Source organism: Bacillus sp. JJ722, from assembly GCF_036963345.1.
Lineage (GTDB): Bacteria > Bacillota > Bacilli > Bacillales > DSM-1321 > Bacillus_AD.
Genome location: NZ_JBALMO010000006.1, coordinates 36389 through 59694, shown reverse-complemented (window position 1 = coordinate 59694; position 23306 = coordinate 36389). Strand labels below are relative to the sequence as shown.

The 23306-nt window shown below is 35.8% G+C and carries 19 protein-coding genes; 18 read left to right on the top strand and 1 reads right to left on the bottom strand.

All coding sequences use genetic code 11. The annotated features are described in order from the left end of the window. Positions 1 to 221: 221 nt before the first annotated feature. The 10 genes from pnp (at position 222) to V7014_RS01080 (ending at position 12642) form a co-directional block, all read left to right on the top strand. Positions 222 to 2336 carry a polyribonucleotide nucleotidyltransferase gene (gene pnp / locus V7014_RS01125; protein WP_335503112.1) on the top strand — a complete coding sequence of 705 codons (2115 nt, stop codon included), beginning with the start codon at positions 222 to 224 and terminating at the stop codon, positions 2334 to 2336. Between the two features lie 253 nt (positions 2337 to 2589). Further along, complete coding sequence (locus V7014_RS01120; RefSeq protein WP_335503109.1) at positions 2590 to 3549, top strand: polysaccharide deacetylase family protein; 960 nt, start codon at positions 2590 to 2592, stop codon at positions 3547 to 3549. A 51-nt stretch (positions 3550 to 3600) separates the two neighbouring features. Continuing rightward, on the top strand, positions 3601 to 4836 hold the full coding sequence (locus V7014_RS01115) for a M16 family metallopeptidase (RefSeq protein ID WP_335503106.1): 1236 nt from the start codon (positions 3601 to 3603) through the stop codon (positions 4834 to 4836). Positions 4837 to 4967: 131 nt separating this feature from the next. Next, positions 4968 to 5222, top strand: a complete 255-nt coding sequence (locus tag V7014_RS01110; protein ID WP_335503104.1) for a YlmC/YmxH family sporulation protein — start codon at positions 4968 to 4970, stop codon at positions 5220 to 5222. A 169-nt stretch (positions 5223 to 5391) separates the two neighbouring features. Next, positions 5392 to 6294 (top strand): dipicolinic acid synthetase subunit A, encoded by a 903-nt coding sequence (dpaA, locus tag V7014_RS01105; protein WP_335503160.1) that lies wholly within the window; start codon positions 5392 to 5394, stop codon positions 6292 to 6294. Next, positions 6291 to 6890 (top strand): dipicolinate synthase subunit B, encoded by a 600-nt coding sequence (locus tag V7014_RS01100; RefSeq protein WP_335503101.1) that lies wholly within the window; start codon positions 6291 to 6293, stop codon positions 6888 to 6890. Before dpaA ends, V7014_RS01100 begins: the two co-directional genes overlap by 4 nt. Positions 6891 to 7040: 150 nt before the next feature. Beyond that, the gene (gene asd / locus V7014_RS01095; RefSeq protein ID WP_438824846.1) at positions 7041 to 8096 is read left to right on the top strand and encodes an aspartate-semialdehyde dehydrogenase; all 1056 of its coding nucleotides are present in this window, start codon (positions 7041 to 7043) and stop codon (positions 8094 to 8096) included. A 166-nt stretch (positions 8097 to 8262) separates the two neighbouring features. After that, positions 8263 to 9498, top strand: coding sequence for an aspartate kinase (gene dapG / locus V7014_RS01090; RefSeq protein WP_335503095.1), 1236 nt, complete (start codon positions 8263 to 8265; stop codon positions 9496 to 9498). 262 nt (positions 9499 to 9760) lie between these two features. Next, complete coding sequence (gene dapA, locus V7014_RS01085; RefSeq protein ID WP_335503092.1) at positions 9761 to 10627, top strand: 4-hydroxy-tetrahydrodipicolinate synthase; 867 nt, start codon at positions 9761 to 9763, stop codon at positions 10625 to 10627. Between the two features lie 347 nt (positions 10628 to 10974). Then, entirely contained in the window at positions 10975 to 12642 is a 1668-nt protein-coding gene (locus V7014_RS01080) for a ribonuclease J (RefSeq protein WP_438824845.1), read from the top strand. A gap of 47 nt (positions 12643 to 12689) precedes the next feature. Here V7014_RS01080 and V7014_RS01075 read toward each other — a convergent pair whose 3' ends face one another. Beyond that, positions 12690 to 13550: an MBL fold metallo-hydrolase gene (locus tag V7014_RS01075; RefSeq protein WP_335503089.1), complete on the bottom strand. Its 861-nt coding sequence runs from the start codon at positions 13548 to 13550 to the stop codon at positions 12690 to 12692. 139 nt (positions 13551 to 13689) lie between these two features. Here V7014_RS01075 and V7014_RS01070 point away from each other — a divergent pair, with 139 nt between their 5' ends. From V7014_RS01070 to V7014_RS01035, 8 genes are all read left to right on the top strand, one after another. Further along, on the top strand, positions 13690 to 14439 hold the full coding sequence (locus V7014_RS01070; RefSeq protein ID WP_335503087.1) for a ClpP family protease: 750 nt from the start codon (positions 13690 to 13692) through the stop codon (positions 14437 to 14439). After that, a complete protein-coding gene (locus V7014_RS01065) occupies positions 14439 to 14669 on the top strand; it encodes a YlzJ-like family protein (protein ID WP_335503084.1) in 231 nt (76 codons plus the stop codon). Before V7014_RS01070 ends, V7014_RS01065 begins: the two co-directional genes overlap by 1 nt. A 217-nt stretch (positions 14670 to 14886) precedes the next feature. Next, positions 14887 to 17217: a DNA translocase FtsK gene (locus V7014_RS01060; RefSeq protein ID WP_335503082.1), complete on the top strand. Its 2331-nt coding sequence runs from the start codon at positions 14887 to 14889 to the stop codon at positions 17215 to 17217. A gap of 233 nt (positions 17218 to 17450) precedes the next feature. Further along, complete coding sequence (locus V7014_RS01055; RefSeq protein WP_335503078.1) at positions 17451 to 18176, top strand: GntR family transcriptional regulator; 726 nt, start codon at positions 17451 to 17453, stop codon at positions 18174 to 18176. A 72-nt stretch (positions 18177 to 18248) separates the two neighbouring features. Beyond that, the gene (locus tag V7014_RS01050) at positions 18249 to 19337 is read left to right on the top strand and encodes a BMP family lipoprotein (protein WP_335503075.1); all 1089 of its coding nucleotides are present in this window, start codon (positions 18249 to 18251) and stop codon (positions 19335 to 19337) included. A 223-nt stretch (positions 19338 to 19560) separates the two neighbouring features. Then, a complete protein-coding gene (locus V7014_RS01045) occupies positions 19561 to 21099 on the top strand; it encodes an ABC transporter ATP-binding protein (protein ID WP_335503073.1) in 1539 nt (512 codons plus the stop codon). Further along, the gene (locus V7014_RS01040; protein WP_335503069.1) at positions 21092 to 22138 is read left to right on the top strand and encodes an ABC transporter permease; all 1047 of its coding nucleotides are present in this window, start codon (positions 21092 to 21094) and stop codon (positions 22136 to 22138) included. Before V7014_RS01045 ends, V7014_RS01040 begins: the two co-directional genes overlap by 8 nt. Continuing rightward, positions 22139 to 23098, top strand: a complete 960-nt coding sequence (locus V7014_RS01035) for an ABC transporter permease (RefSeq protein ID WP_335503065.1) — start codon at positions 22139 to 22141, stop codon at positions 23096 to 23098. Positions 23099 to 23306 lie beyond the last annotated feature (208 nt).

Sequence of the window (23306 nt, the reverse complement as noted above, 5' to 3'; positions counted from 1 at the left end):
AAAAAATTACTATGTGGGAAAAAAGAGTGGTAATTTCTTGTAACGATAATAAAAAATTGATAAATGTGCATACATATTTCTTTTTATACTGTTAATGATACGATATTTCGTGCATAATAAGACTAGTATGGGTAAGAAATGTACGCTTTTACATACATGTCATAGATGATTAAATATAATTTAACCTTATGTATAGATTGTAGAGAGGGGTTTTAAAAACAATGGATCAAACGAAAAAAACATTTTCCATAGATTGGGCTGGACGTACGCTCTCTGTAGAAATAGGACAATTAGCAAAACAAGCTAGCGGGGCAGCGTTAATTCGCTATGGAGATACAGCTGTACTTAGTGCGGCTACTGCGTCTAAAGATGCTAAATCGGTAGACTTCTTTCCATTAACTGTGAATTACGAAGAGAGGTTATACGCCGTTGGTAAAATCCCTGGAGGATTTATTAAGCGTGAAGGTCGCCCAAGTGAAAAAGCGATTTTAGCGAGCCGTTTAATTGATAGACCAATTCGTCCGTTGTTCGCTGACGGATTCCGTAATGAAGTACAAGTAATCAGCACAGTAATGAGTGTGGATCAAGATTGTTCTTCTGAAATTGCTGCAATGTTTGGTTCATCACTTGCTTTATGTGTGTCTGATATTCCTTTTGAAGGACCAATTGCTGGTGTAATCGTTGGTCGTATTGATGGCAAATTTGTAATCAATCCAAATGTTGAACAAATGGAGAAAAGCGATATTAACTTAACGGTTGCTGGAACAAAAGATGCTATTAACATGGTAGAAGCAGGTGCGAATGAAGTTCCTGAAGAAGTAATGTTAGAAGCGATTATGTTCGGTCATGAAGAAATTAAACGCTTAGTTGCGTTCCAAGAAGAGATCATGGCAGAAGTGGGTAAAGAAAATCGTGAAATTGAACTTTATGAAATCGATGCGGATTTGCTAGCTGAAGTAACAGCATTGTGTGAAACGGATATTAATAAAGCAGTTCAAGTACAAGAAAAGCTTGCTCGTGAAGAAGCGATTACTGAAGTGAAGAATCGAGTGATTGCACATTATGAAGAGCAAGAAATTGAAGAAAATCAACTTAAACAAGTGAAAGAAATACTAAATAAATTAGTGAAAAATGAAGTGCGACGCTTGATTACAGAAGAAAAAGTACGCCCTGATGGTCGTAGACCGGATGAGATTCGTCCTTTATCTTCTGAAACAGGATTACTTGCACGTACGCATGGTTCAGGATTATTTACTCGTGGACAAACTCAAGCATTATCAATTTGTACGCTTGGCGCATTAGGTGATGTACAAATTCTTGATGGATTAGGTGTAGAAGAGTCTAAACGCTTCATGCATCATTACAACTTCCCACATTACAGTGTAGGGGAAACTGGTTTCTTACGTGGACCAGGTCGTCGTGAAATTGGTCATGGTGCGTTAGGTGAAAGAGCTCTTGAGCCAGTTATTCCATCTGAGAAAGACTTCCCATACACTGTTCGACTTGTATCAGAAGTGCTTGAATCAAATGGATCAACATCTCAAGCAAGTATTTGTGCAAGTACGCTAGCGATGATGGATGCTGGTGTACCAATTAAAGCACCGGTTGCCGGTATAGCAATGGGTCTTGTAAAGAAAGAAGAGCACTACACAATTTTGACGGATATTCAAGGCATGGAAGATCATCTTGGAGATATGGACTTTAAAGTAGCTGGAACAGCTAAAGGTGTTACAGCACTTCAAATGGATATTAAGATTGAAGGTCTATCTAGACAAATCCTTGAAGAAGCTTTACAACAAGCTAAATCGGGAAGAATGCACATTCTAGAATCCATGATGCAAACAATAAGTGAGCCACGTACTCAGCTTTCTCAATATGCACCTAAGATTCTTATGATGGCTATTAATCCAGATAAAATTCGTGATGTTATTGGACCAAGCGGTAAACAAATCAATAAAATCATCGAAGAAACTGGCGTTAAAATCGATATTGAACAAGATGGAACTATCTTCATTGCTTCTACTAATGAAGAGAATAACCAACGTGCAAAACAAATCATTGAAGATTTAGTTCGTGAAGTTGAAGTTGGTAAAACGTATCTTGGTAAGGTAAAACGTATCGAAAAGTTCGGAGCATTTGTTGAAATCTTTAGTGGTAAAGATGGTTTAGTTCATATTTCTGAACTCGATTTAGAACGTGTAGGAAAAGTAGAGGATGTAGTGGCACTTGGCGATGAAATTCTTGTTAAAGTTACAGAAATAGATAAGCAAGGTCGAGTGAACTTATCTCGTAAAGCTGTGCTGAAAGAACAAAAAGAAGCAGAGCAAATGAGCTAATCTTCAGAAGCAATTAATCCACGGTGTGTTACACCGTGGGTTTTTTTTTTGACAAGACTGACGGGTATATCATTTAGTAACAAAATAGTTGATTCATTTATAAAAAGGGCCGGTGACGGTTTTTCTTATTCTATCGTGTACAAACTCTTCATAAAACTGTACTAAGAATCTTTTAAATGTAACAAAATAATAAATGAGATTTCGTGTTACACAGTTCATTGTTTTTCTTATTTTATGAGGAGGATTGTACAAAATGAGTAAAAAGTGGAAACATCTTGTTGCGATATGTGTGATAGGAGGGGTATCATGGATGTTAGTGCAGTCGCCGAGCGTTGATCAGTATGTAACCGCATTAAAAAGTCAATCTGTTTCGGTTGTGAAAAAAAATGATCCTCTTCTAGAAGAAATTAAGCAAAAAGCGAAGGAATATGAAGTTTCACCAAAAAATGCTATGATAGACTCTGTGTGGAAGACCGTTCCAGGATATAACGGCCTAAAAGTAGATATACTCTCTTCTTATAAAGTCATGAAAGATGATGGTGTATTTGATGAAAAGAAACTTATATATAAACAAATACGACCAAAAACACATCTTTCTCAACTTAAAGCTGCCCCTATTTACCGCGCACATCCAGATAAGCCTGTTGCATCGTTTTTAATAAATGTTGCTTGGGGAAACGAATATATTCCTCAGATGCTTTCTGTGTTAAAAAAGCATAATGTGAAAGCTACTTTTTTCCTTGAAGGTAGATGGACAAAGAATAACCCAGAATTGGCTAAGATGATTACTGGAGCAGGGCATGAGGTAGGGAATCACTCATATACTCATCCTAATATGCAAAAGTTATCATCGAGTTTAACAAGGAAAGAGATCCAAGAAACAAATGATGTAATCAAAGCTGTTACAGGTGTTTCAAGCAGTTTGTTTGCGCCTCCTAGTGGTGCATTTAGAGATGAGACGGTGTCAATTGCAGATGAACTAGGAATGGATACAATTATGTGGAGTGTTGATACAATTGATTGGCAAAAACCCACCCCATCTGTATTAACAGAAAGAGTATTAAGTAGGATTCATAATGGAGCTTTTATATTAATGCACCCTACTGAATCTACAGCAAAATCTTTAGAGACATTAATTGTGAACATTAAGAAGAAAAAGTTACATATTACAACAGTATCTGAAGCATTAAAGGAAGAAAGAATTATGCATTAATCGTGGGATATGCATTCTACTAAGACAGCAAGATATAGGAGGGAATAGTTGTTGATTAAAAAATATACATGTCAAAATGGAGTTCGAATAGTTCTTGAAAATATACCCACTGTTCGTTCAGTAGCTATTGGATTATGGATTAAAGCGGGTTCAATAAATGAAACGGAAAGTAATAATGGAATTTCACATTTCTTAGAGCATATGTTTTTTAAAGGTACAACGACAAAAAATGCAAAAGAAATTGCAGAAAGCTTTGATAGCATAGGTGGACAAGTAAACGCTTTTACGTCAAAAGAGTATACTTGTTATTATGCAAAGGTATTAGATAACCACGCTAGCTATGCACTTAATGTGCTAGGAGATATGTTCTTTAATTCTACTTTTGATTCTGAAGAGCTACAAAAAGAAAGAAATGTTGTGTATGAAGAAATTAAAATGTATGAAGATACACCAGATGATATCGTTCATGACTTATTAAGCAAGGCTGTATATGAGAACAATTCACTTGCTTTCCCAATCTTAGGACGTGAAGAAACATTAGAGACGTTCACAAGTGATACATTAAAGCAATATGTGCATGAAATGTATACACCTGATCGTTTAGTGATTTCTGTAGCAGGAAATGTAGATGAAAGCTTTATTAAAGAAATTGAAAAGCTGTTTGGTAGCTATGAAGGTGGAAAACGTGAAAACGTGCAACAAGATAAACCTGTCTTCCATTATCATACTTTGCAAAAAAAGAAAGAGACGGAACAAGCTCATTTATGTTTAGGGTACGAAGGATTACCAATAGGGCATAGTGATGCGTACAGTTTAATTGTTATGAATAACATCCTAGGTGGAAGCATGAGTAGTCGTCTATTCCAAGAAGTACGTGAACAAAGAGGACTTGCATACTCTGTTTACTCCTATCATTCTGGCTATCAAGATAGCGGTTTAGTTACCATTTATGGTGGTACTGGAGCAGGCCAAATGGAAGTATTATTCCAAACCATTCAACAAACAATTGACACATTTAAAAGAGAAGGAATTACGGCTAAAGAACTTAACAATAGTAAAGAGCAGTTAAAAGGAAATTTAATGTTGAGTTTAGAGAGCACAAATAGTAGAATGAGTCGAAATGGTAAAAATGAACTGGTTTTAGGAAATCATCGTTCATTAGATGAAATTGTTGAGTTGATTGATAATGTTACGCAAGACAGTGTTGCAGCGATCACTAATAAAGTATTTACTGATGAACATGCAATGGCTTTTATTAGTCCAATAGAAGATTGGCAGTCGAAGTAAAGAAATTGTGTTAGAGGGTTTTGTAAAACCTTTTAGCACGGTTTTTTTATTTAAAATGAAAAATCACTTCTAATCTTACCTATTAACTTATATGAATGTAATAGGTATATTTAAAAGAGGTGACTGCTTTTATGAGGTTAAGTGAATTAAGCGGTAAAGAAATTGTAGATGTTAAAAAAGCAGAGCGACTTGGTATTCTCGGTCAGACCGATTTAGAAATTAATGAAAATGGACAAATAGTAGCGCTCATTATTCCCTCAGTTAAATGGTTCGGATTTAAAAAGAATGGCAGTGAGATACGTGTGCCGTGGCGTCATATAAAGAAGATAGGTACAGATATGATTATTATTGATATTCCAGATGTCCATTATGAAGAAAAGTCTTAACTGGGATGAAAAAGAACAGAATTAATATGTTGAAGAGGAATTCCAAATTGGAATTTCTCTTTTTTACTTTTGAAAGTAAACATACACCTATCTAGCGTCGTGTTCATAATATGGGTAAGGAAAAAGGTAAGTTTTATTATTAATTTTCCTTAAAGTGGGTGAAGATAGAGTGCTAACAGGCATGCAAATTGCCGTTATAGGCGGAGATGCAAGGCAACTAGAAGTGATTAGAAAGTTAACGGAGCAAGATGCAAAATTATCATTGATAGGCTTTGAGCAGCTTGATCATGCATTTTCTGGTGCAGTAAAAGAAAAGATTGATGAACTGGATTTTACGGAAATAGATGCGATTATTCTTCCGGTCCCAGGAACGAATTCGGAAGGTAAAATTGAGACGATTTTTTCAAATGAAAGCATCGTTTTAACGAGTAATATTCTTACAAAAACCCCACCTTATTGTAAGGTTTATTCCGGTATAAGTAATTCCTATTTAGATTCTGTAATGAAAAAAGCTAATCGACAATTAGTCCAGCTGTTCCAAAGAGATGATGTAGCTATATATAATAGTATTCCAACTGTTGAAGGCACAATTATGATGGCCATTCAACACACCGATTTTACAATTCATGGAAGTAATGTAGTTGTGTTAGGCCTAGGTAGGACGGGTATGAGTGTGGCTCGAACATTTCAAGCACTTGGAGCAAAAGTGAAAGTTGGAGCAAGAAAGAGCGAGCACATCGCCCGCATAACTGAAATGGGTTTACAGCCATTTTATTTAAATCGATTAGAAGAAATTGTGAAGGATGTAGATCTTTGTATTAATACGATTCCAATACAAATTGTAACAGCCAAAGTGATTGCAGGAATGCCAGCTCATACATTAATTATTGATTTAGCTTCAAAACCAGGTGGGACTGATTTTCGATACGCTGAGAAAAGAGGCATTAAGGCACTATTAGCACCTGGGTTACCAGGTATTGTCGCTCCAAAATCAGCGGGGAGAATATTAGCTAATGTACTCATTCAGCTTTTGCAAGAGGATTTAGGGAAACGAAAGGGGAAGTCGAAATGAGTTTAAGAGGGAAGCGAATTGGATTTGGAGTTACAGGCTCTCATTGCACATACGATGTTGTGTTTCCTGAAATTGAAAAGTTGGTGAATAGTGGTGCAGAAGTGATTCCGGTTGTTACCCATACTGTTAGTAATACAAATACTCGCTTTGGCGAAGGTGATGACTGGGTAAAACGGATAGAGAGGATAACAGGTCATGCGGTAATTGATAGTATTGTAAAAGCAGAGCCACTAGGTCCAAAAATGCCGTTGGATTGCATGGTTATAGCACCGTTAACAGGAAGCTCAATGAGTAAGTTCGCAAATGCCCTTACTGATTCTCCGGTACTTATGGCTGCCAAAGCTACATTACGAAATTATCGACCCGTTGTTCTTGGAATTTCTACGAATGATGCACTTGGATTAAATGGTGTTAATTTAATGCGCTTAATGGCAGCAAAAGATATATATTTCATACCCTATGGTCAAGATGATCCTGAAAATAAGCCAAAATCAATGGTTGCAAAAATGTCTCTCATCTCCGAAACGATCATAGCAGCTATTGAAGGAAAGCAATTACAACCCGTTATCATTGAAAAATTCCGAGATTTTTCATAATATTACAATAAAAAATCTTACTTAAGTAAATTTGTGAAAAATCTATTGTTTCTTTTATAAGGTAATATGATAAAATAAAGACTAATCTCGGAACCAATATATATAAACAATAAAATATTTGCTTAAAAAGACAGAAATGGGGTATGGATGGTGGAAGCAAGACAAGGATTAAATGTAGCAGTCGTAGGAGCAACAGGTGCTGTTGGCCAACAAATGATGGAAACTTTAGAGAAAAGAAATTTTCCAATCAAAAATATTACTCTTTTGTCTTCTGCTCGATCTGCAGGAACCGTATTAAAGTTTAATGGAGAAGAAATCGTTGTTCAAGAAGCAAAACCAGAGTTATTTGAAGGTATTGATATTGCATTATTCAGTGCAGGAGGAAGTGTATCCCTTGAACTTGCGCCTGAAGCGGCGAAACGTGGAGCTATAGTAGTAGATAACACGAGCGCATTCAGAATGGCTGAAAATGTACCGTTGGTTGTTCCGGAAGTAAATGAAGAGGATTTAAAGCAACATAAAGGAATTATTGCGAATCCAAACTGCTCTACAATCCAAATGGTAGCGGCTTTAGAACCTGTTCGCAAAGCTTATGGATTAAATAAATTAATTGTTTCTACTTATCAAGCTGTTTCAGGATCAGGTGCAGCAGCAATCTCTGAATTACATGAACAAACACAACAGCTATTAAATGGTGAGGAAATTAATCCACAAGTATTACCAGTAAAGAGCGACGAGAAGCACTACCAAATTGCTTTCAACGTAATTCCACAAATTGATAAGTTTCAAGAAAATGGCTATACGTATGAAGAAATGAAAATGATTAATGAAACGAAAAAAATTATGCATATGCCTGACCTACCTGTAGCAGCAACTTGTGTAAGAATTCCAGTAGTAACTGGACATTCTGAGTCATTGTACTTTGAAGTAAATCAATCAGGTGTTTCTGCAGCAGATATTAAAGAATTAATGAAAAGTGCACCAGGTGTAGTCTTACAAGATGAGCCAGAAGCACAAATTTATCCTATGCCTGCTGACTGCGTAGGTAAAAATGAAGTATTTGTTGGTAGAATCCGTAAAGATTTGGATGAAGATAAAGGCTTCCATATGTGGGTTGTTTCTGATAACCTATTAAAAGGCGCAGCGTGGAATTCAGTTCAAATCGCTGAAAGTCTAATTAAATTAGAATTGGTTACTTTAAAATAATGTATCGTTAGGCATTCTTAGTTGATTTGCTTTACATGTATAGAAGATTTTATTCTTCTATGTAGATCAATGTAGTTTGCTAACAGAGACTAAAATAAAATAGCCGATTATTAAGCCTCAGCCTTTCAATTAAACAAGAAAGGCTGAGTTAATTTGGGGTGTAGACATGAATATTATTGTTCAAAAGTTCGGAGGAACATCCGTTAAAGATGATGAGAGTAGAGCACATGCTAGAAGACATATTGAAAAAGCTGTTTCTGAAGGCTATAAAGTAATTGTTGTTGTTTCTGCCATGGGTAGAAAAGGAGATCCATATGCAACTGATACATTGCTGTCACTTGTAAATGGTTCACAAAGTAAGATATCAAAAAGAGAACAAGATTTGTTGCTTTCAGTAGGTGAAACTATTTCATCTGTTATATTTGCTGACATGCTTCTTCAAAATGGAATAAATGCTACCGCTTATACGGGCGCTCAAGCAGGCTTCCGTACCAACAATGATCATACAAATGCAAAGATAGTCGAAATGAAGTGCGAACGTATTGTTAAAGAGCTTGAGCAATTTGATGTTGTTGTTGTTGCTGGTTTCCAAGGCGTAAGTAGAAGTGGTGATGTTACAACAATTGGTAGAGGTGGAAGTGATACTTCAGCTGCGGCAATTGGTGCAGCTGTACAAGCGGAATGGGTAGATATTTTTACTGATGTGGAAGGTATTATGACAGCCGACCCTCGTATCGCAGAGCATGCTCGTGCCCTTTCTGTTGTAACGTACAATGAAGTTTGTAATATGGCGTATCAAGGAGCTAAAGTAATTCATCCAAGAGCAGTTGAAATTGCGATGGCTGCTAAAGTTCCTATTCGTATTCGTTCAACTTATAGTGATGGTTTAGGAACACTTGTAACTTCGTTAAATAGTGAAAGCCGTGGAAGCGACATAGGTGATCGCTTAGTAACTGGCATAGCTCATTTAAACAAAATCACACAAATACGTGTTAATGCCAAAAAAGATCAATATAATTTATCGACAGAAGTATTTAAAGCAATGGCTACCGCTTCAATAAGTGTTGACTTTATAAATATCTCTCCAAACGGTGTTGTATATACTGTAAATGAAGACATGACAGACCGAGCTTTTGAAGTGCTAAAAGAAAAAGGTTATGAGCCAGTTATCGTAAGGAAATGTGCTAAGGTATCAGTTGTTGGTGCTGGAATGACAGGTGTTCCTGGAATAACAGCAAAAATTGTTACAGCACTTTCCGAAAAAGGTATTAGTATCTTACAAGCGGCCGACAGCCATACTACAATTTGGGTATTGATAAGCGAAAATCATTTGACTGAGGCAGTAAATGCATTACATGATGCTTTTCAGCTTCATGTTGAATACGATGAAACTCACATATAGAATAGAGTGTTTCGGAGATTACTCATTGTTTGTTTCCTTATCATGACTATTTAAGTATTGCAATTTAGGTTTTATGTAAAACTTTTTATAAAATGAAACGTTTATCAGTGAAGACATATTATATTTCTTCATTGGTGGTTAATCCAATCGAGTTCTTAGCTTTCGCTAATATACATCTAGCTTCAACATAAGTGTTTAAGTGTAGAAGCGGGTATTAACGTTAGTTAGAACGGGATAAATTCTGTTAGGAGTGAAAGAAAGTATGATTTCGTTCGGTAAAATTTTAACAGCTATGGTGACGCCTTTTGATCATAAAGGTAATATCGACTTTGCGAAAACGACTCAATTAGTAAACTATCTAATTGATAATGGTACGGATGCACTTGTGGTAGCAGGAACAACAGGTGAGTCGCCTACATTAACTACAGAAGAAAAGTTAGCGTTGTTCCAACATGTCGCGAAAGTTGTAGATAAGCGTATTCCGGTTATTGCAGGAACAGGTAGCAATAACACGTATGCTTCTATAGAGTTAACTAAAAAGGCAGAAAAGGTGGGCGTAGACGCTTTTTTACTTGTTTCACCATACTACAATAAACCGAGTCAACAAGGTATGTATGAGCATTTTAAGGCAATTGCTGAAAGTACTAAATTACCAATTATGCTATATAATATTCCAGGGCGTACAGCTGTTAAGATCGAAATAGAAACAATTTTTAAGCTTTCTGCTATTCCAAATATCGTTGCGGTTAAAGAATCTACTGGAGATTTGGCAGCAACTACTGAGATTATCTCTCAAACAGCTGACGATTTCATGGTGTATAGTGGAGATGATTATTTAGCGCTACCAATGATTTCAGTCGGAGCTTCAGGAGTTGTTTCTGTAGCATCTCATATTATAGGTAATGAGATGCAACAAATGGTTGAAGCATATTTTCTTGGTGAGAATCAAAAGGCAGCACGTCTACATCAAGAGCTTATGCCAATCATGAATGGATTGTTTATGGCTCCAAATCCAACTCCAGTGAAAACAGCATTGCAAATGAAAGGGATTGATGTTGGATCCGTTCGTTTGCCTTTAGTAGCCCTTTCACCAAGTGAAAGAGAAGCCTTAAGTCAATTAATAAAATAATAATGATAATGATAATACTGTAAAGGGTGAATTACACATCGAAAAACGATGTGTGATTCACCCTTTTTAGTTTATCCCATTCAAACTGGCGCTAAGACTCCCACTTTAAAACGAAATTAAAAGCGAAGACGTTTAAGAGGGAGATGAAGCGCCAGTAAAAACGTAATAGTAAAGGTGTGTAAACAAAAAGGAGATGATTAATAACCTTAGTGTACGCTTTTGTTTTTCTGAAAAATCTGATTTGTCTTAATACTCGGTTGAAAAGGTTGCTATGTATTTTTTATTTACGGTATAATAGATGTAATTGTTTATGAACGGAAAGTTTTGAAGTGTAGGAGGAAAAATACGTGAACAACCAAATGAATCATAACATTAAGGCATTCTCTCTTGGCGGACAAGGAGAACTAGGAAAGAATATGTACGTAGTAGAAGTAAATAATGAAATTTTTGTATTAGATGCTGGATTAATGTTCCCAGAAGAGGAAATGCTCGGAATTGATGTAGTAATTCCTGATACTACTTATTTATTAGAAAATCAAGAAAAGATACAAGGTGTTTTCTTAAGTCATGGTCACGAAGATCATATAGGAGCGCTTCCTTATATCTTGAATTATATGAACATTCCTATATATGGATCTAAATTAACAATTGAATTAGTTAAACTAAGATTGAAAGAAAATAGATTTAAAGGTAACGTATCGTTTATAGAAATAGATAATCAATCAGAGTTACAATTTGAAAATGTAAAAGTGTCCTTTTTTAAGACAAATCATAGTATACCAGGAGCACTTGGAATTTGTTTACATACCGAAGACGGTTGTATTGTTTATACTGGTGATTTTAAATTTGACCAAGCTGCATCGGGGATTTATGCAGCGGATATCGGCAAAATTGCCAAAATAGGGGAAGAAGGTGTCTTGCTATTATTGTCAGATAGCACAGGTGCTGAGAACCCAGGGTATACGAAATCAGAAGCAATCGTTGCAAATTCAATGCTTGATGTATTCCAAAGCGGTGAAGGAAGAATTATTCTTGCATCCTTTGCCTCAAATATTAATACCATCCAGCATACGTTAGATGCTGCACATAGAAGTAATCGTAAAGTGGCTATTGTTGGAAATGAAATTAAACAAATATTCGATATTAGTTTGCAAACCGGTTATTTAAAGGTTGAAGATGAGGCTGTTATTCCAATGGCTGAAGCGGATCAATATGAAGATCAAGAGTTAGTCATTTTAGCATCTGGACCAAAAGGGGAGCCTGTATCGGTTCTTGAAAGAATCGCGAAGAAAAATCATAAACAGATTTGCTTGAGACCTAAAGATTCGATATTAATTGCGGCACTACCTGTTCGAGGTGGTGAGTTGCAGCTTACGAAAACAATAGATTTATTATATCGAGTTGGTGGAAACGTTGTATCAAAAAATCGTACAGTGTATGTACCTGGTCATGGTAGTCAAGAAGAGCTAAAAATGATGATCAATTTATTGAAACCAAAATACTTTATGCCAATTCATGGTGAGTATCGTATGTTAATGGCACACAGTAAAGTAGCGAAGCAATGTGGAATAGATAATGAAGCGATTGTAATCGCGGAGAATGGCGAAATTGTTGATGTGCAGTCAGATAAAATAAGGGTAACTAATAAAGTAGCTGCTGGTAATATTCTAATCGACGGTAGTGGAATTGGTGATGTTGGTAATATTGTATTACGAGATCGTAGACTATTGTCACAAGATGGTATTTTAATAGTAGTTGTGACATTAAGTAGAGGTAGCAAAGCAATTATATCGGGACCAGAAATTATAACACGTGGATTTGTATATGTAAGAGAATCTGAAAAATTAATCGATAATTCTATTAATATAGTAAAAGAAGTTGTAGAGAAAAATGTTAATACACCAAATTTTGATTGGTCAAGCTTGAAGCAAAATATTCGTGAGCAATTAAGTTCACAGCTATATGAAGAAACGAAAAGAAGACCTATGATATTACCGATCATAATGGAAATTTAATGTAATCGTAAAAGCCACACTTTTTTAAAAGTGTGGCTTTTCTTACGTCAAATATGGTCATATTTATTGACAAAATACTCAATGGATTCAATAGCAATTTCATCTGGTTCTTTACCTGTGTGCTTTGCGAATGCTTCTGTTATTGCCTTCTGGTCCCCTTTGTATGTTTCAGTAAGTTGGCAAAGTAATCTTAGCAATGTAGTGAATTCAGTAAACTCTTGTTTAGTTTGAGGCATTTGATGAGATAACACAAAAGTATGTGCATCATATTTTTCAATTTTATCTAGTAATGCTAATATATTTGGAATTGTATAGTGGAATGGTCCTTCATACATATTGGCATATAAACAATCTCCTAAAAAAAGTACTTTATCTTCAGGGATAAAAACGATGGAAGAATCAGCAGAATGGTCTCCTCCTACATGTTCGATTATACATTGTACGCCCCCTAAATCAATCTCCATTTGTTTGGTAAATGTAATCTCTGGAAGTCTTATATGTATATCTCGATTAGAACCGTATTCGACCTTAATCATATCTGCACAAAAAGCAATTTCAATTCCTTGTTTAACTCGTTCATCCAATGCTGCATCACTCCATGAAAAAGGGAGTAATTCTTCTAGCGCTAATTTTGTTTGTTGGTGACAAATTGTCGTGATGTCCATTTCATGTAAACCGAAGCTATGGTCCCAATGCCAATGCGTGAGAAAGACAGCAAGAATGGGTGATAGCTTTTGATTTTTGACTTGCGATAGAAATGCTTGAGCATGATTTGCAGAATTTCCACCATCAATAATAAGAGAATGTTTTTTTCCGGATATAATTCCGAGAACAGGTCTGTCAGTTTCTGAACTTGGTGGTAAGTAATAAATATGATTCGATAAGGATGTTAAAGTATTGTTTGCCATGTTTATTTCTCCTATAAATATATTTTGTTAAGTAATTTTTGAGAGATCTCTCAACTTAATTATAAACAAACCTCGTAAGATTAGAATGAATTATTAAAGCTACGTTCATACTAATTCTATCTATTGTGAAAGGGGAATTATGATGAGTAGAAATGAAAACCTTCCAGAACAGGAAAATGAGAAACCAGAGGAAAAGGGAGCAACCTTATTAGATAAAATTCAACAATTAGGTCAAACGAATGTTCCGCAAATGACCGATTCAAAAATTCATTGTTTAACAATAATTGGTCAAATTGAAGGGCATATGCAATTACCGCCGCAAAATAAAACAACTAAGTATGAACATGTGATTCCGCAGATTGTTGCAATTGAACAAAATCCTAAAATAGAAGGGTTACTAGTTATTTTAAATACAGTAGGTGGGGATGTAGAGGCTGGATTAGCTTTAGCTGAAATGCTAGCATCACTTTCAAAGCCAACTGTGTCAATCGTATTAGGAGGCGGACATTCTATAGGAGTGCCTATAGCTGTTAGTTGTGATTATAGCTTTATAGCGGAAACGGCGACGATGACAATTCATCCAATTCGTTTAACTGGATTAGTTATTGGCGTACCACAAACATTCGAATATCTTGATAAAATGCAAGATCGAGTCATTCATTTTGTAACGAAGCATTCCAATATTTCAGAGGAAGATTTCAAGGAGTTAATGTTTGCTAAAGGAAATTTAACAAGGGATATTGGTACAAATGTAGTTGGGCTAGATGCAGTAGCAAGTGGACTTATAGATGGTGTCGGTGGAGTTGGAGAAGCGATTAAGAAATTAAACAGTTTAATCGATGAAAATAAACTGCCTGCAGAGATAGAGGTTGAAGGAGGCTTGAATTAATGACGCTCTATACAATTATGCCAAATGAATGGGTTTTGCAAAACGAGAAGGAATTACCCTACACTCAGGAGAATTTTTATTACAAAGGTGTATTGGTGACAGCTCAAAGAGTTCTACCATATCGTTATCAAATTTTAGGAATAATTAGCACAAATCCAAATGATTATTTAAATGAAGAATTTCAGCCAGGAAGATATATAAATAGTGAATTTTTCGAACAAATTCATTAGGTATCTTGTATATGTTATACTATTTGCATAAGTGTATGAATAGGGATTATTGTTTTAATGAAAGTAAATATGAATTTCATCAGCAGCCATTAAAGGCTGCTTTCTCTAAGTTAATAGCCACTATTCTTCAAGAATATGGCTATAAAAAAAGAAAAACAATCCTGTATTACATAAGGCGGTGAAAGCCTAGTTTCTTTAAAGGTTGGTGATTAATTAAATGGCTAAAGTCAAAAGAAGACGAAAGAAGACGAAGAGCACTGAGCAATTAAAGCGTACATTGAAGTTCGAAATTGTTGGTTTAATTATGTTTGGTTTGTCAACAATTGCAATTGCTGAACTTGGAGCTTTTGGAAACGCACTCTCATTATTTTCACGTTTTTTTATGGGTGAGTGGAATATTCTATTATTAATAGGTGTATTAATAGTTGGTTTGTTCTTAATGTGGAAACGAGAAATACCATCATTCTTTCGAAGACAACTTATAGGAGTGTATTTAATTGTTTCAAGTATCCTATTATTAAGTCATGTAACATTATTTGAATTATTATCTGAGGGTGGTCCATTTGAGAAACCGAGTGTTGTACTTAATACGTGGGAATTGTTTTGGATGGAAGCAACAGGTAAAGCAGCTGCAACAGATTTAGGCGGAGGTATGATTGGTGCAATCTTGTTTGCTGTTTTTTATTTCTTGTTTGCAGAAGCGGGTGCAAAAATAGCCGCATTTATATGTATCATCGTCGGTATTATTTTATTAACAGGTAAAACATTTGGCGATGTGTTAAACAAAATGATAGAAGGGCTGCGCACTTTTATTGTGAATCAATGGAAAGCCTTTGTTGTAGATGTAAAAGATGTAAAGAGAAAGCAACGTAGTAAAAGAGCTGAAAAGAAAACAAAAGCTGAAACCGCGGATGAGACACCACCAATTATCGAGCATCAAGAAACGTATGAAGAGCCAGTTATTCGTAGTTTTTCTCAGAAGGCATATGATTATGAAGAAGAATTACAAAGTGAAGAGAAAGCAAATGTAGTAGAGTCAAATGCTGCAATAGTAGAAGATTCGTCGCCCGGAGAAGGATCTGTCAATATGAACTTCAGTGAAATGGAGAACGCGGAGTACCAGCTACCTTCTTTGGCATTATTACATGCTGCTAAAAAATCGGATCAAACAAGTGAGCATAAACGAATACATGAGAATGCAGCCAAATTAGAACGCACTTTTGCTAGTTTTGGTGTAAATGCGAAAGTTTCGCAAGTACATTTAGGGCCAGCCGTTACGAAGTATGAAATTCATCCAGCTGTAGGAGTGAAAGTAAGTAAAATTGTAAGTTTATCAGATGATATTGCACTAGCTCTTGCAGCAAAAGGGATCCGAATCGAAGCTCCAATTCCAGGAAAGTCAGCTATTGGTATTGAGGTTCCAAATACAGAGGTCGCTATGGTGTCCTTGCGTGAAGTGCTAGAATCAAAGCAATCGATGGAGAATGATTCGAGACTATTAATTGGATTAGGCCGAGATGTAGCTGGTGAAGCTGTAATGGCTGAATTAAACAAAATGCCTCATTTACTAGTAGCTGGAGCAACAGGTTCAGGTAAATCAGTATGTATAAATGGGATCATTACGAGTATTCTTACGAAAGCAAAGCCACATGAAGTAAAGATGATGATGATTGATCCAAAGATGGTTGAATTGAATATGTATAATGGAATTCCTCATTTATTAGCTCCTGTTGTTACGGATGCCAAAAAAGCATCACAGGCATTAAAGAAGGTAGTTAATGAGATGGAGAGAAGATATGAGTTGTTTGCCCATACGGGTACGAGAAATATTGAAGGCTATAACGATTATGTCAAGCTACATAATATTGAAAATGAAGAGAAGCAACCACTATTACCTTATATTGTGGTCATAGTCGATGAGCTCGCTGATTTAATGATGGTTGCATCATCTGATGTGGAAGATGCGATAACGAGATTAGCTCAAATGGCTCGTGCCGCTGGAATTCATTTAATCATTGCAACACAAAGACCATCAGTAGACGTTATTACAGGGGTTATTAAAGCAAATATTCCTTCAAGAATTGCATTTAGTGTATCTTCCATGACAGATTCACGAACCATTTTAGACATGGGTGGAGCTGAGAAGCTTCTCGGTAGAGGTGATATGTTGTTTTTACCTGTAGGTGCGTCTAAGCCAATTAGGGTACAAGGTGCATTTCTATCTGATCAAGAAGTCGAGGATGTTGTGACATATGTCATTTCCCAACAGAAAGCACAATATCAGGAAGATATGATACCGGATGAACAGCAGGAAGTAACTAGTGAAGTTGAAGATAAGCTTTATAATTCAGCAGTTGAATTAGTGGTGGAAATGGGAACAGCTTCTGTATCTATGTTACAAAGAAGATTTCGTATTGGATATTCACGTGCAGCGAGATTAATTGATGAAATGGAAATGAGAGGTATTGTGGGACCATACGAAGGTAGTAAACCAAGAGCAGTTCTAGTAAGTAAGGAGCAATTCGGTCAAGATGTGAAACATTCGTAATTTATAAATTTTTAGGTGGATCATTAAAAAGGCTTTAAAATAGGGCTTTTTTAATGATCATAACCATAATGTTTATAAAAATAAACAATTTAATTCATTAATTAGACCAAATTAAATGATTTCTCTATTTATTTATTGAATAAAAAATGATAATCTAGATTACGGTTAGTAGAAAGAGATTATACATCTGAAGTCTGATGTCTTAGGTGTAAGCGTTTTAGGGGGACTGGTGCATGTCTATAAAGCAGGATCATCGTCAATTATATCTTCAAGTCATTGAAAAAATTAAAAAAGATATTAAAGACGGTGTATACATAGAAAAAGAAAAATTACCATCAGAATTTGAATTATCTAAGCAACTTGGTGTAAGCCGAGCGACTCTTAGAGAAGCATTGCGTATTCTTGAGGAAGAGAATGTGATTATTCGAAGACATGGGGTAGGTACATTTGTCAATGCGAAGCCACTTTTTAGCTCTGGAATAGAACAACTAAATAGTGTGACGAGCATGATTGAACAAGCGGGCATGAAACCTGGTACCATTTTCTTAAGTTCTAGTGAACAAATCGTATCCGAAGATGAAATACGATTGTTTAACTGTAAGGGGAATGATTCACTTATTGTGTTTGAAAGGCTTAGAACTGCTAATGATGAGCCAGTTGTGTATTGTCTTGATAAAATGTTAGAAAAGGATTTGCCAGATAGTTTTGCTTATCATGGGGAATCTATTTTTAATATTTTAGAAAGAGATGCAAACATTAAAGTTGCTTATGCAGTTTCTTATATAGAGCCGCTTGGATATCATAATAAGATCTCTCCACTACTACAATGTGATCCTGAGACAGCACTATTAGTATTAAAACAAATGCACTATGATGAGAACGATCGGCCGATTTTGTATTCGCTTAACTATTTTAAGTCTAACAAGTTTAGTTTTCATGTTTTACGTAAACGTATTTAATCGATACGTAAATGTACTGAAGACGAAAATGACTTTTTACTAATCAACAACACAAATATGGGAGGGTTTACCTTGAAGAAGCGTAAAATGGGCTTAGCTTTATCATTGGTACTTGCTGCTGGTACTATTCTTGGCGCATGTGGTTCAGGCGGTGATAAGAAAGAAGAAAGCAAAGGTTCTGACGACAAGAAGAATTTCTCTGTTGCAATGGTAACTGACACAGGTGGGGTTGATGATAAGTCATTCAACCAATCATCATGGGAAGGTATTAAAGCTTTTGGTAAAGAGAACAACTTGAAAAAAGGTAAAGGTGGATATGAGTACTTACAATCTACTGGTGAAGCGGATTATACGTCTCATTTAAATACACTTGTACGTAATAAATTTGATCTTATTTATGGTGTTGGATACTTATTAGCTCCGGCTATTACAGAAGTAGCTAAACAACAACCTAATTCACACTTTTCAATTATTGACGATGTTGTTGATGAGCCTAACGTAGCTAGTATTACTTTTAAAGAGCATGAAGGTTCATTCTTAGTAGGTGTTGCTGCGGCAATGTCTTCAAAATCTAACAAAATTGGCTTTGTTGGTGGAGTTGACGGAAGCCTAATAAACAAATTTGAATCCGGTTTCATTGCGGGTGTTAAATCTGTAAAACCTGATGCTGAAGTACAAGTACAATATGCAGGGGACTTCGGTAAACCTGAACTTGGTAAAGAAATTGCAAACACTATGTATTCACAAGGTGTTGATATAATCTATCATGCTGCTGGTGGTACTGGTAATGGTGTATTCACAGCTGCGAAAGAAAGAAAGAAAAAAGATCCTAATGCTAATGTTTGGGTAATTGGTGTTGACCGTGACCAATTTGAAGAAGGTAACGTTCCAGGAACTAAACTTAACGTAACATTAACTTCAATGGTTAAACGTGTTGATATCGCAGTTAAAGATTTAGCTACAAAGGCTAAAGACGGTAAATTCCCTGGTGGAGAAGAAATTCAGTATGGTCTTGATGAAGGAGCTATTTCTGTAGCAACTACTGGAGATCACTTATCAGAAGACATTCAAAAAGCAGTAGCTGAGTGGACTGAAAAAATTAAAAAAGGTGAAGTAAAAGTACCTTCAACTCGTAAAGAAGTAAAAGAAATGAAGTTCTAATAAAGAATCAATAATTGAGGGAATACCATTTTATTAGGTATTCCTTCAATTATGATTATTTGTAAAAATTATGAAAATTTAATTAATGCAAAGTGCATTCTCTATCCTTGTTTTGGAAATTAAATGAAAGGTTGTAAGATAAGTCTTGCAGTCTTTCCTTTACTTTTTCAAATTATAAACCAGAGCGCATTTAGCTCGTAAATACAAGGGAGTGAGAAACTAAGTGGAATACGTAATTGAAATGCTTAACATTACAAAAGAATTCCCTGGAATTGTAGCTAATGATGATATTACGCTTCAAGTGAAGAAAGGTGAAATTCATGCGTTGTTGGGTGAAAATGGTGCTGGTAAGTCCACGCTTATGAATGTACTTTTTGGTCTATATCAGCCAGAAAAAGGTAAGATCCGCGTAAAAGGTAAAGAAGTAAATATTACCAATCCTAATATAGCAAATGATTTAGGAATTGGAATGGTGCATCAGCACTTTATGTTAGTTGATCCACTTACAGTTACAGAGAATATTATTCTTGGTAAAGAACCTACCAAGTTTGGAACAATTAACTTAAAAAAAGCGAGCCAAGTAGTAAAAAGAATATCTGAACAATATGGTTTGCAAGTCGATCCGTATGCCAAAATAGCTGATATTTCTGTAGGGATGCAACAAAGGGTTGAAATTTTAAAAACTCTTTATAGAGGTGCTGAAATTTTAATCTTTGATGAACCTACTGCAGTTTTAACTCCGCAAGAAATTACTGAGTTAATTTCGATTATGAAGAAGTTAATAGCTGAAGGAAAATCTATTATTCTTATAACTCATAAACTTAAAGAAATTATGGAAGTTTGTGATCGCGTAACCGTTATCCGAAAAGGAAAAGGAATTGGAACGGTGGACGTTAAGGATACAAACCCGAATCACTTAGCGAGTTTAATGGTTGGTCGTGAAGTTGTATTTAAAACAGAAAAGGCGCCTTCAAAACCAAAACAAGATATTCTTAAAATCGAGAACTTAACTGTAAGAGATTCACGTCATGTAAATGCAGTTAATAATCTTAATTTAACTGTTAGAGCAGGTGAAATTGTTGGTATCGCTGGTGTTGATGGGAATGGTCAATCCGAATTAATCGAAGCAATCACTGGTCTTATGCACTCTCAATCAGGAAAAATATCATTGAATGATAAAGATATAACAAACTTAAAGCCACGTAAAGTAACAGAATCTGGAATTGGTCATATACCTCAAGACCGTCATAAGCATGGATTAGTACTAGATTATTCAATGAGTGAAAATATGGTTTTACAAACATATTATCAAAAACCGTTTTCTAACATGGGAGTATTAAATTACAAAGAAATTGAAAAGAAAGCTAAGGAACTAATTGCAGAGTTCGATGTTAGAACACCTAGTGAGAAGACGTTAGCGAGAGCTTTGTCTGGTGGTAACCAACAAAAAGCTATTATAGGTCGTGAAATGGATCGTGATCCAGATTTATTAATTGCTGCTCAGCCAACTCGTGGCCTTGATGTTGGAGCAATTGAATTCATTCATAAAAGATTAATAGAACATCGAGATCAAGGTAAAGCTGTTCTGCTCGTTTCTTTTGAATTAGATGAGATTATGAATGTTAGTGATCGTATTGCTGTTATGTACGAAGGACAAGTTGTAGCCGTAGTTGATCCAAAAGAGACAACTGAACAAGAACTAGGTTTATTGATGGCAGGAAGTAAGAAGCAGAGTGAAGCGGGGGTAAAGAACCATGTCTAAACGTACAGTTAACATTTTAGTGCCCGTTATTGCTGTTTTCCTTGGTTTGCTAGCTGGAGCTATTATTATGTTAATAAGTGGCTATAGTCCAATTGCGGGATATACAGCACTTATTAATGGTATTTTTGGAGAAACATTTTATTTAGGTGAAACAGTAAGACAAATTACGCCGTTAATTCTTGCGGGTGTAGCAGTTGCTTTTGCCTTTAGAACTGGATTATTTAATATCGGGGTTGAAGGACAGTTAATCGTAGGTTGGTTAGCGGCTGTGTGGGTTGGTACTGCCTTTGATCTACCGAAGATTATTCATTTGCCATTATCGGTCCTTGCTGCAGCTGCTGCAGGGGCGTTATGGGCATTTATTCCAGGTATACTAAAAGCGAAATTTCGAGTTCATGAAGTAATTGTAACGATTATGCTAAACTATGTTGCGCTTCATGTGACAAACTATTTAATTCTTAATGTATTAACAGATAATCAAGATAAGACAGAAAACATTGCTAGCTCAGCTTCTTTACGTTCCCCATGGCTTGAAAGCATTACGGATTATTCACGTATACACTGGGGCATTTTAATTGCTATCTTTGGAGCAATTCTAATGTGGTTCATCTTAGAAAAAACAAAAACTGGTTATGAACTACGAGCAGTAGGTTTTAATGATGAAGCGTCTCGTTATGCGGGAATGAATGTAAATAAAAATATTGTTCTATCAATGGTTATTTCCGGTGCTTTTGCTGGTCTTGCAGGAGCGATGGAAGGACTTGGGACATTTGGGTATGCTGCTATAAAAGGTGGATTTACAGGAGTTGGATTCGATGGTATTGCCGTAGCTCTATTAGGAGGTAACGCGGCAATTGGAATCGTTTTAGCTGGTACATTATTTGGTGCCTTAAAAATGGGTGCTTTAAATATGCCATTTGAAGCGGGTGTACCAAATGAGCTTGTTGATATTGTAATAGCCTTAATTATATTCTTTGTAGCTTCAAGTTACTTTATTCGTATGCTTTTAGAGCGAAAAAATCGTAAGGGGGCGAAGTAAATGAGTTTTATAGAAATCTTACAAATAGTAGTGCCTTCTATGATTGCTTTGGCCGCTCCTCTTATCTTTACAGCTCTAGGGGGAGTTTTCTCAGAGCGCTCTGGTGTAGTAAATATTGGGCTTGAAGGATTAATGGTCTTTGGTGCATTTTCTTCAATCGTGTTCAACTTAACATTTGGTGATAAGTTCGGTGACTTGACACCATGGCTTTCAGTTCTTGTGGCTATGGGAGTGGGTATGTTATTTTCTCTACTACATGCGCTAGCTTCGATTACATTTCGTGCTAATCAAGTAGTAAGTGGTGTGGCAATCAACTTCTTAGCAACAGGTGTAACTTTATTCTTAGTAAAGTTAATATATGATAAAGGTCAAACAGATTTTATCGATAAAACGTTTAACAAGGTAGATGTGCCTGTTTTAAGTAAGATTCCATTCATAGGAGACATCTTCTTCTCTAATCAGTATTCAATTGCATATATTGCGTTGATCGTGCCATTCATAGCATGGTTTGTACTCTATAAAACGCCATTTGGTTTACGTATTCGTTCTGTTGGTGAACATCCAATGGCAGCTGATACAATGGGGATAAATGTTACGAGAATTCGTTATATTAGTGTCGTTATTTCCGGTGCGTTAGCGGGTATCGGTGGAGCAATTCATGCAATCACAGTAACAGGTGATTTCAGTCATTCTACAATCAATGGACAAGGTTTCATGGCACTAGCGGCTATGATCTTTGGTAAATGGCATCCGCTAGGTGCTTTAGGAGCTGCTTTATTCTTCGGATTAGCAAACTCTTTAAGTATTATAGGCGCATCATTACCATTCTTTAAAGATATTCCGGCAGTATATCTATTGATTGCACCATATGTGTTGACAATCATAGCTCTTACTGGATTTATCGGACGTGCTGACGCTCCGAAAGCATCTGGACAGCCATATATTAAAGGAAGCAGATAAGCATAATGAATCGATTCCACACGTACTATAGTACGTGTGGAATTTTTTTTATTGATGGACTTATAAAATGAATAGTTAATGTGATTTAATATCGATTTGAGACTTACAAAGTTTATTCAACATTTCACACTTGCATGATTTCTTGCGTAAAAGGTATCTTAGAAGTATACGTTTATTTTTTTCATGTTAAAGGTAGAATAAATACTGT

Coding starts and splice junctions, on each gene's coding strand:
- pnp (WP_335503112.1), top strand. CDS start 222: ATGGATCAAACGAAAAAAACATTTTCCATAGATTGGGCTGGACGTACG.
- V7014_RS01120 (WP_335503109.1), top strand. CDS start 2,590: ATGAGTAAAAAGTGGAAACATCTTGTTGCGATATGTGTGATAGGAGGG.
- V7014_RS01110 (WP_335503104.1), top strand. CDS start 4,968: ATGAGGTTAAGTGAATTAAGCGGTAAAGAAATTGTAGATGTTAAAAAA.
- V7014_RS01100 (WP_335503101.1), top strand. CDS start 6,291: ATGAGTTTAAGAGGGAAGCGAATTGGATTTGGAGTTACAGGCTCTCAT.
- dapG (WP_335503095.1), top strand. CDS start 8,263: ATGAATATTATTGTTCAAAAGTTCGGAGGAACATCCGTTAAAGATGAT.
- dapA (WP_335503092.1), top strand. CDS start 9,761: ATGATTTCGTTCGGTAAAATTTTAACAGCTATGGTGACGCCTTTTGAT.
- V7014_RS01075 (WP_335503089.1), bottom strand. CDS start 13,550: ATGGCAAACAATACTTTAACATCCTTATCGAATCATATTTATTACTTA.
- V7014_RS01070 (WP_335503087.1), top strand. CDS start 13,690: ATGATGAGTAGAAATGAAAACCTTCCAGAACAGGAAAATGAGAAACCA.
- V7014_RS01065 (WP_335503084.1), top strand. CDS start 14,439: ATGACGCTCTATACAATTATGCCAAATGAATGGGTTTTGCAAAACGAG.
- V7014_RS01060 (WP_335503082.1), top strand. CDS start 14,887: ATGGCTAAAGTCAAAAGAAGACGAAAGAAGACGAAGAGCACTGAGCAA.
- V7014_RS01055 (WP_335503078.1), top strand. CDS start 17,451: ATGTCTATAAAGCAGGATCATCGTCAATTATATCTTCAAGTCATTGAA.
- V7014_RS01040 (WP_335503069.1), top strand. CDS start 21,092: ATGTCTAAACGTACAGTTAACATTTTAGTGCCCGTTATTGCTGTTTTC.
- V7014_RS01035 (WP_335503065.1), top strand. CDS start 22,139: ATGAGTTTTATAGAAATCTTACAAATAGTAGTGCCTTCTATGATTGCT.